This window comes from Segatella hominis (assembly GCF_019249725.2).
GTDB lineage: Bacteria > Bacteroidota > Bacteroidia > Bacteroidales > Bacteroidaceae > Prevotella.
On sequence record NZ_CP137559.1, the window covers coordinates 2,067,501 to 2,083,236 of the forward strand.

Here is a 15,736-nt window from a genome sequence, read left to right on the forward strand (position 1 = left end):
GGAGGGAATCTTACCCTCCTTATCGTTACTTATTCCTACATTTGCTTTACTCACCGCTCCAGGATAACTTACGTACACCATTCCACGCTGTGAGTATGCTCCCCTACCGATACTTTCTTAAATGCTATCCCGCGCCTTCGGTGTCTGCCTTATACCCGATTATTATCCATGCCCGGACCCTCGACTAGTGAGCTGTTACGCACTCTTTGAATGAATGGCTGCTTCCAAGCCAACATCCTAGCTGTCATAGGGACCAGACTTCGTTAGACTAACTCAGGCAGAACTCCGGGACCTTAGACGGCGGTCTGGATTCTTCTCCTCTCGGGGACGGACCTTAGCACCCGCCCCCTTACTGCCGGACTACAGACCGTGAGCATTCGGAGTTCGTCAGGACTCGATAGGCGGTGAAGCCCTCTCGTCCTATCGGTCGCTCTACCTCTCACGGTGACCATCCGACGCGGCACCTAAATGCCTTTCGGGGAGTACGAGCTATCTCCAAGTTTGATTGGCCTTTCACTCCTACACTCGGCTCATCCAGAAGCTTTTCAACGCTTATTGGTGCGGACCTCCATCCCGTGTTACCGGGACTTCATCCTGGCCAAGTGTAGATCACTTGGTTTCGCGTCTACCCCCACTGACTCTGCGCCCTATTCAGGCTCGCTTTCACTGCGGCTACGTGTCTCATGACACTCAACCTCGCCAGTGACGGTAACTCGTAGGATCATTATGCAAAAGGCACGCCGTCACATCGTAAGATGCTCCGACCGCTTGTAGGCGTATGGTTTCAGGAACTATTTCACTCCCCTGCTCGGGGTTCTTTTCACCTTTCCTTCACAGTACTCGTTCGCTATCGGTCTCACGGGAGTATTTAGCCTTACCGGATGGTCCCGGCAGATTCGCGCAGGATTCCTCGTGTCCCGCGTTACTCAGGATACCGCTATGCTTGATTTGGCTTCGTGTACAGGACTATCACCTTCTGTGATGTAACTTTCCAGATACTTCCACTCACCATTTCAATACAATGTCGCGGTCCTACAACCCCGATGACGCCTTGCGACGTCAACGGTTTGGGCTGTTCCCCGTTCGCTCGCCACTACTGGGGGAATCATTCATTTATTTTCTCTTCCTGCAGGTACTAAGATGTTTCAGTTCCCTGCGTTAGCTCTAACACTTAGGTGCTAGTAACCGTCCTTCAGACGGCTAGGTTGTCCCATTCGGAAATCCTCGGATCAAGGGTTATTTGCACCTACCCGAAGCTTATCGCAGCTTATCACGTCCTTCATCGCCTCCGTGAGCCTAGGCATCCGCCATACGCCCTTTCTTACTTTCTTTACGACTGTATTCTTGTTACTCGTTTCCGAATAACGAATAAGTAGCTCATACTTTCAGCTGTATTCTAACAAAGTGAAATCTCATCTTGCGATTTGATTTACTTTAGTCTGAACTAAAGTTCATTACTTACAGTTTTGCTTGTGTCAATATGTCAAAGATCTTTTAAAGGTAAAAGGGTAAAAAGGTAAAAAAGTAAAATACTTCATACCGGCCTTTTCCTTTGGAGTGGAGATTGTGGAGTTGAACCATTCCTGCGGGCCGTCCTATATATTATATAAGGTGTAAACCATATATTTTTCGGAGTCCCTGTCTCCTGTATTTAATTAAACAGATGGTGCGTACAAGAAGAGAAGCGAACTTTTATCAGATTCCTATATCTTCATAGGAAATTCGTCTCTCCAGAAAGGAGGTGTTCCAGCCGCACCTTCCGGTACGGCTACCTTGTTACGACTTAGCCCCAATTACCAGTTTCGCCCTAGGCCGCTCCTTACGGTCACGGACTTCAGGCGCCCCCGGCTTTCATGGCTTGACGGGCGGTGTGTACAAGGCCCGGGAACGTATTCACCGCGCCATGGCTGATGCGCGATTACTAGCGAATCCAGCTTCGTGGGGTCGGGTTGCAGACCCCAGTCCGAACTGAGACAGGCTTTAAGGATTTGATCGCACTTACGTACAACCCTCTCTCTGTACCTGCCATTGTAACACGTGTGTAGCCCCGGACGTAAGGGCCGTGCTGATTTGACGTCATCCCCACCTTCCTCACACCTTACGGTGGCAGTGTCCCCAGAGTGCCCAGCTTAAACTGATGGCAACTAAGGAGAGGGGTTGCGCTCGTTATGGCACTTAAGCCGACACCTCACGGCACGAGCTGACGACAACCATGCAGCACCTTCACAGAGACCCCGAAGGGCGTCATTGTCTCCAAATCCTTCCTCTGCAATTCAAGCCCGGGTAAGGTTCCTCGCGTATCATCGAATTAAACCACATGTTCCTCCGCTTGTGCGGGCCCCCGTCAATTCCTTTGAGTTTCACCGTTGCCGGCGTACTCCCCAGGTGGGATGCTTAATGCTTTCGCTTGGCCGCTGACCTATTCAGGCCAACAGCGGGCATCCATCGTTTACCGTGCGGACTACCAGGGTATCTAATCCTGTTCGATACCCGCACTTTCGAGCTTCAGCGTCAGTTGCGCTCCCGTGAGCTGCCTTCGCAATCGGAGTTCTTCGTGATATCTAAGCATTTCACCGCTACACCACGAATTCCGCCCACGTTGTGCGTACTCAAGAAGACCAGTTCGCGCTGCAGTGCAGAGGTTGAGCCTCTACATTTCACAACACGCTTAATCTCCGGCCTACGCTCCCTTTAAACCCAATAAATCCGGATAACGCCCGGACCTTCCGTATTACCGCGGCTGCTGGCACGGAATTAGCCGGTCCTTATTCATAAGGTACATGCAAAAAGTCTCACGAGACTCACTTTATTCCCTTATAAAAGCAGTTTACAACCCATAGGGCCGTCGTCCTGCACGCTACTTGGCTGGTTCAGGCTCTCGCCCATTGACCAATATTCCTCACTGCTGCCTCCCGTAGGAGTTTGGACCGTGTCTCAGTTCCAATGTGGGGGACCTTCCTCTCAGAACCCCTACTGATCGTCGCCTTGGTGGGCCGTTACCCCGCCAACAAGCTAATCAGACGCATCCCCATCCATCACCGATAAATCTTTAATCCCATTCGGATGCCTTCGTGGGATATCATTGGGTATTAGTCTTACTTTCGCAAGGTTATCCCCAAGTGATGGGCAGGTTGGATACGCGTTACTCACCCGTGCGCCGGTCGACGCCCATCAAAAGCAAGCTTTCGATGTCGTTTCCCCTCGACTTGCATGTGTTAAGCCTGTAGCTAGCGTTCATCCTGAGCCAGGATCAAACTCTCCATTGTAAAATATCATTTTTACTTCTTGCCTCATTGCTGAAGCAATCGGTGTTTGTTGTCTGTACTTAGGACGAATATCCTTTTTCGTTTATTGAAGCTTAGTAAACCTGACTTGTCAATTTCTTGACGGTTCGTTTCTTTTACCCAGTCAACTTTCTTATTTCTAAGAAGTTAACCGCTTCTTGTACTACTTGTCTGTTTATGTAAAATCTTTCAAAGAACTCTTTCTTTTGTTGCTAAGAGGAATGCTTGATTTCTCAAAAGCGAGTGCAAAAGTACTAACTATTTTCCATTCCACCAAATATTTTGAGAAAAAAGTTTCAAAAATAGTATGATTTTAACATTTAATTACAATTTGACATTAAAACTGAAAGGAAACTCATTATAATATACATGCGCACTCACACACGAGCGTGCGGGCATACATACACATAGATGTGCACATATACAGGCACACATATACAGATTAAAGATATTCATAAATATATTACCCACATAGGTCCGCATATCATTTTATCAATATGAATGATATACATTACACTATGTGGGTAAATTATAGAAAGCCAGTTAGGCTAACATTTCAGATTACTTACTATTTTCTCCTCTCAGTTTTTTATCCCATGCCAAGAGTCGCTTGTATTCTTTCTTGGTCAACCTCATAAAACTACCATGCTGAGGAGCAGTTACACCCTTAATATCCACAGGATCAGAGAAATTACGAAGATATTTATCGGCCTTGCAAATACGATAATGCTTAGGACGGTCGCTATACTGAATATAAGCCACGCGCCATGTATCATCGCCAATCAACTGGAATGCACTGCTGCCTTCACACATTTTGTTTCCCTCGAAGCTAACGAAATCATCCTCTACTGGTGCGCCCCAACTATGAGTAAGATACTTACTTGTAGCGGTAAAGATGCCACGATGTCCACCCTCTTTCTTGATAAGCATGTGATAAAGTCCATCGCTCTTGAGGAAATTAATATCAGCATCAATAGTTGCATACCCCCAATCAAAGAGAATTCTCGGAGTAGTCAATTTCGTGAAACTCTTATCAGCATAGCTGTAATACATACGATCATACTTTTCCTCCGGGCGATTCAACATTGAATAATAAATCATGTAACCACCTCGCTCACCATTTTCCCAAACATAATTTGGATCCCAGAATATCTGAGGAGCCCAGACACGGTTGATAGTACTCCAATCCTTATAAGGAGACTGAGCAGTTGCCGCATCACAGAAATTCTGCATACCCTTACGATAATCGAAAGTAACACTTGTCCAATGAATCAGGTCATCACTTTTGAGCAAATCAATACCATAATTATCCCATTTATGACTCTTAGCCACACACATGTCGGTAGTAACCATCAGATAGCCCTTACCATCATGTGTACGAGTTATGTAAGCATCACGTGTACCACCCTCAATACGAGCATGTTCTTTAGAATTGAAAATAGCTTTTCCTTCATTGATATCCTGATAGTTGTATCCATCACGAGAAACGGCAAAAGCAGTATATTCCCCCTTATCACTCATGTGACAATAGAGATAACCATAATCACCCTTTTGTAGATTTTGTGCATTCATCGGCAATAAAGAGGCCAATAGCATCATGATTGTTGATAACTTTTTCTTCATTTTATTGTTAGTTTTATATGATTGATTGTAAATGTTTAAGTCTCAGTTGAATCTTTTAAGTGTATCTTTACACTTTGGTTGCAAAGATACGGCTTTTCATTGAAAGAACAAAGGAAACTCACAATTATTTTAATAAGTTTTTAAACTATGACGGAATGATTTTACTTCATTTTTTACAGATTCTCGACTTTTTGTCGTATCTTTGCAGAAGATAAGCTGCACTCGGCAATTTGAAAACAAATTTTCATTGCGCTCATTTGCATTATCTTTGCAAAAGATAAGCTGCATCTCAGCAAAATATTAATCATCATATAATAACAATAGAAAAATATGTTTAGTGGAATCGTAGAAGAAATGGCCACCGTTGTGGCTATCAAGCATGATCAGGAGAATATAGACTTTACTTTATCTTGTTCTTTTGTGGATGAACTCAGCATCGACCAGAGCGTGGCTCACAATGGAGTTTGTCTTACCGTAGTAGAAATCAAAGACGGAACTTATATGGTTACGGCTATGAAGGAAACGCTCGACCGCAGCAACTTAGGAATCCTCAAAGTGGGAGACAAGGTGAACGTGGAGCGTTCGATGATTATGAACGGGCGACTGGATGGACATATTGTACAGGGACACGTGGACGAAACCGCTAAATGTATCGCCACAAAAGATGCAGATGGTTCCACCTATTTCACCTTCGAATATGAACTCAATAAGGAAATGGCACGCAAGGGATATTTCACTGTTGACAAAGGCAGCGTAACGGTCAATGGCGTATCGCTCACCGTTTGCGAACCTACAGACAACACCTTCACTGTAGCCATCATCCCTTACACTCGTGAAAACACCAACTTCTGCAATATCGAAGTGGGAACTGTCGTAAATATCGAGTTCGACATCTTAGGCAAATACATCGCCCGCCTCAAGAGCTTTGAATAAAACTGATTTTTGTACTACACGAACAAGAAGAATAAAAAGTCAGAGTAATCAGGAAAAGTCAATTTTGCGTTGCCCAAATTGCGACCCTTAGTTTGGGCACTCATTGCCCACCTCGTGAGCAACAGTTGCTCGTCTCATGTTCATCGGTTCCCCATCACGTGATCCCCGAGGGACCGCTTAAAGAGCATAGCAGGAACTTGTGGATGGGTGAAAATAAACAAAGAAAAAGACAGGAAAGTCTATCCGTTCCGGTTAAACTTTCCTGTCTTTTCTTTTATCTTGACCGATTTTTATCTTGACCGTCTTTAGTCCTTTTATCAATTTACAGAGTCCTCTCTGATTTGAAAAGCTATCTTTTTCTTGCAAAAGACCCACTATTTTCGGATAACTTTTACCGCAAAAGCAGACACTACGATAAAGCAGACAAGCGGTACAAAGAAGCCTATCGCCATATTATTTTCTCCTATCATGCCCATCAACAACGGAGCAATCGCACCGCCTACAATACTCATAATGAGATAAGACGAACCACGTTTGGTGTTGCTGACACTGAGACCTTTGAGGGACAAGGCAAAAATAGTAGGAAACATCGTAGCCTCGCAGAGATAGGTGAGAATCAATGCCACCAAAGCAGGAACACCCGAACCGACTATCACAAATATCATACAGACAATACCGCCAATAGCACAATACAGCAGCACCTTTGCCGCAGCCATACGATTCATCAACCAGCTACCCGCCAATCTTCCCACGAAGAACAAGCCCATGCCTCCAAAAGACAAAATCAATGCTGCCACACGAGAAGAAATCGTAGGAACCTTCTCCGTCACATAATTGATAAAGAAACTGTTGATGCCCGTCTGACAGGCTACATAAAAGAACAAAGCTATCAGGCCGAATACGAAGACGGAAGACTGCCAAAGCGAAACTTCGCAATGACAATCCCTCTTATTCTCCCCCATCAGACCATTTTCCACCTTATTATATATAGGACTCTCAGAAAACTCTGAATTTCTCTCTGAAATCTCCATATTTTCCTCTGAAGCCTCCATATTTTCCTCTGAAGCCTCCTTGCAACACGCCGAAGCCTTTTTATCATCCCCAGATTCCACCTGAGCGTCAACAATTTCAGGCAGTTGGATTCGACTGAAGACAAATGCCACAATCAGGACGATCACACCTATCACCGCATACGGCAAAGCTACAGAACCACTATTGCCATCCTCACCGCTGAACACGACCAATCCTCCTACCAATGGACCGACAATCCATCCAAATCCATTGAGCGATTGGGCAAGATTGAGGCGAGAAGGAGCCGATTTTGCATCACCCAACACAGTGACATAGGGATTCGCAGCCGTTTCCAGACAAGTAAGTCCACAACCGATGATAAAAAGACACATCAGGAAAAACTCAAAAGACATCAGACGTTCACCCGGTATAAAGAGCAAAGCACCTATACCATAGAGTATCAGACCCGTGATGACTCCTACCTTATAGCCCCATTTACGGATAATACAACCGGCAGGAAGCGCCATGATGAAATAGCCGCCATACACCATCGCCTGCACCAAAGCCGAGCGCCACTTAGAGATAACAAGCGCATCCTGAAAATGCTTGTTGAGAATATCAAGGATGCTATGGGCAAATCCCCAAAAGAAGAACAAGGATGCCACAAGGGCAAATGGAAAAAGATATTTCTTATCTACCAATTTACTCATCGTACCAATTTCCTATTTTCTTCTAATTGTTAATGCAATAGCCTCAGGATGCTTTCCTGCAAACTCCTTCACATCATCGACCACGAGCACGAGATAGCCTCCGCCACCCGCGCCAGGCATCTTCCAAGCATGCACTTCCGGCAAAACAGAATACTGGTCGATAAAGCCCTGCACACAACCTTGAATCATGGCAGGGAACATGGCTACCTGTGCATCGAAAGAAGCCTTGAATGCTGCTGCAAACGCAGGAAAATCTCTGGAAAGGATAGCATTCCAACAGTCATCGGCTGCTTTGGCAAGAGCCTTCACCTTCACCTCTGTAATATCCTTACCTTCCACCACAGAACAACCTGGGCGGCGCGGATCCATCGGAATCATACAGATATGACTCTCCAACCAAGTCAGCACCGCCTCATCGCTGCAAGTTTCAAATTTCTCCGGCCAGAAACGGTTATTGTAATAATGTCTGACCAGTCCCGGCATACAAATACCGATAGAATCCTGCGCACCGCTGATGATGCCATCACTACGCTCAGGATCATTTTCAAAACAGAAAACGAGTTTGGCAAGAATCTCAGGATTCATGTCTGGCAACTTCATCGGCCAGATTTTCTTGATCATATTGCGGGTAGAAGTAGAGAGTCCACAACGCTCACGCACTTCGAAAGTTGGCACCAGCGACATGGTGATAGCCCATCCTGGTGCATAGCAGCTTACGTAAGGCTGATCAATCCAGGTGCCCGCCAGGTCGAGACGAGTAGGAAGCTGACAGGTAGAATCCTTGATATCAGTACTGGAACGGGCTGTCAATCCCTCAGCAGGCGTACGCTGCAGTTCTACATACTCAATACCACGCTCCTCGCAGAACTTACGCTTGGTTTCACTTCCACCATCCGCATTGACAACAAAGACGTCCGGCTTCACCATATCTACCGTAGGAATAAAGTCCATGATGCCGTCACCCTGATTGATGAAAGCATCCTTTACATATCGGATAGACTTCACCATAAAAAGGCGTTCCTGTTCCGGATAGAACGTCTTATGGTGCTTATAACCGAGGATTGTCTGATCAGACCCAATACCCACATAGAGTTCACCAAACTGTGAAGCCTGGCGGAAGAACTCAACATGACCACTGTGCAACAGATCATAACAACCACTTACAAAAACCTTTTTCATATATTGTTGATTCCTTTTATTGTTTTGCTGTAGTTTCTTATATATGAGACGTATAAGAGGAAAAACACCCCTTCTCATTCGCCTACAAAACTACAACATTTCTTCCATAACTCCAAGAAAAACATGCACAAATATTCTATTTTGCGCACAAAGAAAGCAAAATTGTTCATTTTTATAACGAAATATTTTGGTAAAAGACAAAAAAATGGTACTTTTGCGGCTGTGTTTTGTCCCAAATTGACATTGGACAGTCCGAAAAGCGAACTCGAAAACGGACAACTTGAGTACCGAACACTAACAAACTTAGAATATTATAACAATAACCATTTATTAATATGAGTTTAAAAATCGTAGTACTTGCCAAGCAAGTACCTGACACAAGAAATGTGGGTAAGGACGCGATGACTGCCGAAGGCACCGTAAATCGTGCAGCCCTTCCTGCAATCTTCAATCCTGAGGATTTGAACGCATTGGAGCAGGCTCTTCGTTTGAAGGAGCAGAATCCTGGTTCTACAGTTGGTATTTTGACAATGGGTCCTCCACGTGCTAGCGAAATCATCCGTCAGGGTCTTTATCGTGGTGCAGATACGGGTTGGTTGCTTACCGATCGTCTCTTTGCCGGTGCTGATACATTGGCTACATCCTATGCCCTTGCTACTGGTATCCAGAAGATTGGTGACGTTGACATCGTGATTGGTGGTCGTCAGGCTATCGATGGTGATACAGCTCAGGTAGGTCCACAGGTGGCTCAGAAGTTGGGATTGAACCAGGTTACCTATGCAGAGGAGATTCTGAAGGTAGAAGATGGCAAGGCTACTATCCGCCGCCTCATTGATGGTGGTGTAGAGACAGTAGAAGCTCCATTGCCATTGGTTATTACCGTGAATGGTAGTGCAGCTCCATGTCGCCCATGCAATGTGAAGCTCGTAATGAAATATAAATACGCTACTTGCCCTATGGAGCGCAAGGGTGATGAGCCTTGGGCTAATCTCTATGAGGAGCGCCCTTACCTGACTCTGAACCAGTGGAGCGTGGCCGATGTTGACGGCGACCCTGCACAGTGCGGTTTGAGCGGTTCACCTACCAAGGTGAAGGCTGTAAAGAACATCGTGTTCCAGGCTAAGGAAAGCAAGACCTTGACCAGCAGCGATGAGGACATCGACAGCTTGATGAAGGAATTGTTGAACGAAAGTATTATCGGATAATCATCACTGATGATTCAGCAAACCGATTCATTTTAAAATGCTTTATTAAAAAAGACAATGAACAACGTATTTGTATATTGCGAGGTAGAAGGCACAACCGTTGCCGAAGTATCTCAGGAATTGCTCACCAAGGGTCGTAAGCTCGCTAACCAACAGGGTGTGGAGCTCCATGCCATCGTGGCTGGTACTGGCATCAAGGGTCAGGTAGAGGATCAGATTCTCCCTTATGGTGTAGATAAATTATTTGTTTTCGATGCTGAGGGTTTATTCCCATACACTTCAGCTCCTCATACAGACATTCTCGTCAACCTCTTCAAGGAGGAGAAACCTCAGATTGCACTGATGGGTGCTACCGTTATCGGTCGCGACCTCGGTCCTCGTGTTTCTTCTTCCCTCACCAGTGGTCTGACTGCCGACTGTACAGAACTTGAGATTGGTGATTACGACGACAAGAAGAGCGGCAAGCACTATGAGGGTCTGCTCTATCAGATCCGTCCTGCTTTCGGTGGAAACATCGTGGCTACTATCGTCAATCCTGATCATCGTCCACAGATGGCTACAGTCCGTTCTGGCGTGATGCAGAAGAGCATCTACGAGGGTGAGTGCAAGAAGGAAGTGGTTTACCCAGAGGTAAGCAAGTATGTTCCTGCTGAGGACTTCGTAGTGAAGGTACTCGACCACCACGTAGAGGCTGCCAAGCACAACCTGAAAGGTTCTGCCATCGTTGTAGCTGGTGGTTATGGCGTAGGAAGCAAGGAAGGTTTCGACCAGCTCTTCGAGTTGGCTCATCTCTTGCATGGTGAGGTTGGTGCTTCCCGTGCTGCCGTAGATGCAGGTTGGGTAGATCACGACCGTCAGATTGGTCAGACAGGTGTTACTGTTCATCCAAAGGTTTATATTGCTTGCGGAATCTCTGGTCAGATCCAGCACATCGCCGGTATGCAGGATTCAGGCATCATCATCTCTGTGAACAACGACCCAGATGCTCCAATCAACAAGATTGCCGACTACGTTATCAACGGCAATGTTGAGGATGTAGTTCCTAAGCTCATCAAGTACTACAAGCAGAATTCTAAGTAATCTGCATTACACATTATTTAAATAAGAAAAGTAAAATGGCTAATTACTATAGTGATCACCCTGAGATTGAATTTCATCTCAATCACCCATTGATGAAGCGTGTTGTTGACTTGAAGGAGCGCAACTACGCTGAGAAAGACCAGTTCGAAGATGCTCCTGTCAACTACGAGGATGCCATCGAGAACTACAAGCGATTGCTGGATATTACTGGCGATGTAGCTGCTAACATCATCGAACCAAACTCTGAGGATGTTGACCTCGAAGGTCCACACTTGGAAAACGGTCGCATGATTTATGCCAGCAAGACATTCGAGAACCTCGATGCTACCCGCAAGGCTGGCCTCTGGGGCTTGTCAATGCCTCGTCGTTATGGCGGCTTGAACTTGCCTAACGCCATCTTCTCTATGGCTTCTGAGATTATCGCAGCTGCTGATGCCGGTTTCCAGAACATCTGGTCTCTCCAGAGCTGTATCGATACACTCTATGAGTTCGGTTCTGAAGAGCAACGCCAAAAGTACATTCCTCGCATCTGCGCTGGCGAGACCATGAGTATGGACTTGACAGAGCCTGATGCAGGTTCTGACTTGCAGCGCGTGATGTTGAAGGCTACACAGGATGAGGACGGCACATGGCGTCTGAATGGTGTGAAGCGTTTCATCACCAATGGTGACTCAGACATCCACTTGGTTCTGGCTCGTTCTGAAGAAGGAACCAAGGATGGTCGTGGCCTTTCTATGTTCATCTACGACAAGCGTGATGGTGGCGTAACTGTTCGTCACATCGAGCACAAGTTGGGTATTCATGGTTCTCCAACCTGCGAGTTGGTTTACAAGAATGCCAAGGCAGAACTTTGCGGTAACACCCGTCTCGGATTGATTAAGTACGTGATGGCTTTGATGAACGGTGCCCGTCTGGGTATTGCAGCTCAGAGTGTAGGTGTTGAGCAGGAGGCTTACAACGAGGGCCTGGCTTATGCCAAGGAGCGTGCTCAGTTTGGTGAGAAGATCATCAATTTCCCAGCCGTTTATGACATGCTTTCAAGAATGAAGGCTAAGTTGGATGCAGGTCGTTCACTCCTCTACTGCTGCGCTCGCTACGTAGATATCTACAAGGCTTTGGAAGACATCGCCCGCGACACCAAGCTCACTCCAGAGGAGCGTCAGGAGATGAAGAAATACACCCGCTTGGCTGATGCGTTCACTCCATTGGCTAAGGGTATGAACTCAGAGTATGCCAACCAGAATGCATACGATGCCATCAGCATTCATGGCGGTTCTGGTTTCATCATGGAGTACAAGTGCCAGCGCCTGTTCCGTGATGCCCGCATCTTCTCTATCTATGAGGGAACAACCCAGTTGCAGGTAGTTGCAGCTATCCGCTACATCACCAACGGCACTTATCTCAGCATCATCAAGGAGATGTTGGAGAGCGAGGTTTCTGATGATTTGAAGGCATTGAAGGAGCGTGTAGCCAAGCTCGTAGAACTTTACGAGGCAGCCATCAACAAGGTGAAGGAGGCTAATGATCAGGCAGTTCACGACTTCCTTGCTCGCCGTCTCTACAATATGACTGGCGACATCGTAATGTCTCTCCTCATCCTCGATGATGCTACCAAGGCACCAGAGCTGTTTGCCAAGAGTGCAAATGTATATGTTCGCATGGCAGAGGAGGAAGTTCTCGGCCATTCAGCATACATCCAGAACTTCAAGGCAGAAGACTTGGAGAGTTTCAAGGCATAAGCTTCAATAACAATATAATAAGAAAGTCCGTGGGGAAACAAATTCCTACGGACTTTTCTTTATTTTTTCTTCTTTGTATTACTTCGAGTCATTGTTGGGTCTGCCACATATTTTTGCTGCGGATGCCTAATCATCTCAGGAATCCAATAGAACAGACGTTTTGTCTCAAGAAGATTTTTTATATTGAAGTTCTTGAAAGACTTCGGATTTCTTCCTAACAATAAAGTTAACTCCTCAATATTATAAGGACGCATAGAGCAAAGAGCAATTATGATTTGGTTCAAATCCTCTTTTAAGATCCTCTTACCTACTTTTTCTATCTTTATCTTTAATTCATCAGGCAACTCCTCTAACAACGTATCTCGATTAAGAGCTGGAGTTGGTTCTTCAAAGGTACCAAGCTTACCTTGGTACCTTTCGTTCTCACCTTGGTACCTTTCCCCAAATGTACCATGCTTACCATGGTACATTTCATCAAATGTACCATGCTTACCATGGTACATTTCGCCTTGAGGTGGTATCTTTTCTCCCAATGTACCATGCTGAGGTGGTATCTTTTCATCTTGAGGTAGTAACCTTTCGCCTTGAGGTCGTAACCTTTCTTCTAAGGATACCACCTTGGAGGTTCTTATATAGTAAGTGTTACGACCCTGCCCTTTCTTCTCTAGGAATCCAAGATCGCAGAGCTTATGAATCTCCAGACGTGCACGGGCATGAGTAATCGAAGAATCCAGCTGGCGATACGTAGCATTATCAATCGCCCCTACCTCTCTAACAAAGACAAGAGCCAATTTCTGCTCATTCAACAAACCAAACTCGGCATATTGCGCTAACCACTCCACATTCTCCTTGCTGAGGAAATGATGGAGCAGAAGTCTTGCCGTAAACTTATTCGCTTCATGGTTCGACTCAAAAGTCGGCGGCATCAAGCCTGCCTCCTTCATCAATCTGCGCATCGCACCAATACCAGTCCCCTTAGTCTCAGCAAGATTCGTATCATGGAAAATCTCACTGATTCTTGGATTGCGAAGCATAGAGCCTGGCTCTCCCCAATCATCCTGAGGTTTCAGAGAATAGCCTGGATTGTGAATCTCAATACGATTGGAATAGCGGATAATCTGAATCGGTTGATTTACTCGATTAGAACGATGAATATACGAATTGACTATCGCCTCACGTAATACCTTGTTTGGAAGAATCGCTGGTGTAGATGCCTGCATTGAATCTTTCTTCAGTTCAAAGCCCTTTGGCAGGTCATCCATCACTGCACTACACGCCTTGTTCACCATGAGGATTAATGGTCCGCGCATATCGATGGTTTGCTCAAAACGATTATCACCATCAGCTAACCATTGATTGCCAGAAATTCTAATGTAATCAACTCTGAAAGAAGGAACCAAACGACGAAGCGACATTTGTTTTCCAAAAACCAAGAGCCCCGTATAAGTCAAATCATATCCACCTTGCTTATTCTTCTTAATAGCTCCTAATGCCCTCAACAAATCTACATCATTCAGCGTCAGTTCTTCCGCATCAGGATTCACTTCCTTGCGAAGTTTACGATAGAAATTGAGTGCATTCTCATCTATATCATCAAGGTCTGCATCATCTACAATACAACTATCATAGGTATCAGCAGATTGATAGAAAAGATACATATCCTCTTCTGAGCATTTTTCATCAGAAGGACCTATACGACGAAACGCCCCCTCAGGCAAGCCACGCTTGGCAAAATACGCAGGCTTCTGACTCTCAGGTAACTCTTCGATTTTGACAACAATAACAGTCTTACCCAAATATTCTTCCACATTAATAATCGGGCGAATACGGACATTGAACATAGAATTGCACATAGCGACAAAATCCGATTGAATCTTGTCTGTTTTCTCTATATTCTCAGGCTCATAGACTGATTTGCCGTCTTCTGTCATCCCTATACGCTTGGCGCCAAGGAGAAGATAGCCACCACGCAGTCCAGGCTCATTGGCAAAAGCACAAACTGTCTCCATCATACTCTTACCAACAGCCGATGCAGATTTGGCTTCTATCCGCCTGTTCTCATCCCAGCTATTCAGTTCGTCAAATAATTCCTTTGCAGTCTTCATTTCTTTTTCTTATTATATAAATAGGTAAAGGAAAACACCATCTTCTAATCCATTTAGCTATTCGGTGGTAAAGATAAACAAAAAAAAACAAATCTACAAATAAAAAAGAAAATATTTTCGAATTAGTGCTTTTTATCAATCACCAAATTTCGGGGGAATCGGATATTTCGCCATAAAAAATTTCGGGGGAATCGGATATTCTTCATTTATCTCTCTCATTTTCAACTGATTAAGTATATTGCGCTAAAAAGAACTAAATTAGGGAATCCTTCTCGTTCCTTTTCGGAAGAAAGTAGTACTTTTGCAGGCGTAAACAAGATTATAATTTTCAAAAACAGTATCGATTATGAAAAGAAATGAGGTAATGGCACTTATCGCCACAACCATATTGATGTTTGCCGTATATCTCTCTGCTTCGACTAAAGGGAAAAAGACAGAGCCAATCATCCATGCATCGAAATGAACATAAGCTATCCGATATCTTAAAACGACATCAACTAGGATATATAGATACTTTTTATGTTAAATTATGCATATTGTTTAGTCGATTTAACAAAATAGTCGTATTTTAGCAAAATCAATTAAACAATAAGAGATTATGATACAAAAAGAAGTTATCAGAGAAATACTAATATAGAAGTAGATTTTTATATACCTGATGCAGCAATGGCTATACAAGTAAGCTACAATCCCAAAAAATCTACAGAAACTTGGGAAAGAGAATCTACAGCTCTTATCAAACTTTCCAAGGTATTGGATTGCAAGCGTCTCATAATCCTAACTTACGAGGTGGAAGAAGAAATTGTTGTAAAAGACAAGAAAATAGAAGTGATACCTGTATGGAAATGGTTACTTGATTTATAGCTA

9 protein-coding genes and 2 rRNA genes (1 of these 11 running past the window's edge) are annotated in these 15,736 nt (G+C 44.8%); 5 read left to right on the forward strand and 6 right to left on the reverse strand.

From position 1 onward, the window contains the following. The 3 genes from KUA50_RS08605 to KUA50_RS08615 form a co-directional block, all read right to left on the reverse strand. Positions 1–1,331 (reverse strand): 23S ribosomal RNA (locus KUA50_RS08605); it reaches 1,567 nt to the left of the window's first position. Positions 1,332–1,734: 403 nt separating this feature from the next. Next, positions 1,735–3,266, reverse strand: a 16S ribosomal RNA gene (locus tag KUA50_RS08610). The 16S and 23S rRNA genes sit together here, the layout of an rRNA operon. Before the next feature lie 579 nt (positions 3,267–3,845). Next, complete coding sequence (locus tag KUA50_RS08615) at positions 3,846–4,907, reverse strand: glycoside hydrolase family 43 protein (RefSeq protein WP_218457751.1); 1,062 nt, start codon at positions 4,905–4,907, stop codon at positions 3,846–3,848. 330 nt (positions 4,908–5,237) lie between these two features. Between KUA50_RS08615 and KUA50_RS08620 the strand changes: the two genes are divergently transcribed. Then, complete coding sequence (locus tag KUA50_RS08620) at positions 5,238–5,840, forward strand: riboflavin synthase (RefSeq protein WP_218457752.1); 603 nt, start codon at positions 5,238–5,240, stop codon at positions 5,838–5,840. A 374-nt stretch (positions 5,841–6,214) separates the two neighbouring features. On the opposite strand, the gene KUA50_RS08625 is transcribed toward KUA50_RS08620, so the two are convergent. Next, a complete protein-coding gene (locus KUA50_RS08625) occupies positions 6,215–7,561 on the reverse strand; it encodes a sugar MFS transporter (RefSeq protein WP_218457753.1) in 1,347 nt (448 codons plus the stop codon). A gap of 12 nt (positions 7,562–7,573) precedes the next feature. Continuing rightward, positions 7,574–8,740: an adenylyltransferase/cytidyltransferase family protein gene (locus KUA50_RS08630; RefSeq protein WP_022110633.1), complete on the reverse strand. Its 1,167-nt coding sequence runs from the start codon at positions 8,738–8,740 to the stop codon at positions 7,574–7,576. 335 nt (positions 8,741–9,075) lie between these two features. Here KUA50_RS08630 and KUA50_RS08635 point away from each other — a divergent pair, with 335 nt between their 5' ends. Genes KUA50_RS08635 through KUA50_RS08645 form a run of 3 tightly spaced genes read left to right on the forward strand, consistent with a single transcriptional unit; the run spans position 9,076 to position 12,764 of the window. Further along, a complete protein-coding gene (locus tag KUA50_RS08635; RefSeq protein ID WP_218457754.1) occupies positions 9,076–9,945 on the forward strand; it encodes an electron transfer flavoprotein subunit beta/FixA family protein in 870 nt (289 codons plus the stop codon). 57 nt (positions 9,946–10,002) lie between these two features. Next, positions 10,003–11,025 carry an electron transfer flavoprotein subunit alpha/FixB family protein gene (locus KUA50_RS08640; RefSeq protein WP_006847062.1) on the forward strand — a complete coding sequence of 341 codons (1,023 nt, stop codon included), beginning with the start codon at positions 10,003–10,005 and terminating at the stop codon, positions 11,023–11,025. A 35-nt stretch (positions 11,026–11,060) separates the two neighbouring features. Then, positions 11,061–12,764: an acyl-CoA dehydrogenase family protein gene (locus KUA50_RS08645; RefSeq protein WP_218457755.1), complete on the forward strand. Its 1,704-nt coding sequence runs from the start codon at positions 11,061–11,063 to the stop codon at positions 12,762–12,764. A 59-nt stretch (positions 12,765–12,823) separates the two neighbouring features. On the opposite strand, the gene KUA50_RS08650 is transcribed toward KUA50_RS08645, so the two are convergent. Then, positions 12,824–14,869 carry an ATP-binding protein gene (locus tag KUA50_RS08650; RefSeq protein WP_218457756.1) on the reverse strand — a complete coding sequence of 682 codons (2,046 nt, stop codon included), beginning with the start codon at positions 14,867–14,869 and terminating at the stop codon, positions 12,824–12,826. A 666-nt stretch (positions 14,870–15,535) separates the two neighbouring features. Here KUA50_RS08650 and KUA50_RS08655 point away from each other — a divergent pair. Beyond that, positions 15,536–15,733 (forward strand): hypothetical protein, encoded by a 198-nt coding sequence (locus KUA50_RS08655; protein ID WP_218457757.1) that lies wholly within the window; start codon positions 15,536–15,538, stop codon positions 15,731–15,733. The last annotated feature ends 3 nt before the right edge of the window (positions 15,734–15,736 follow it).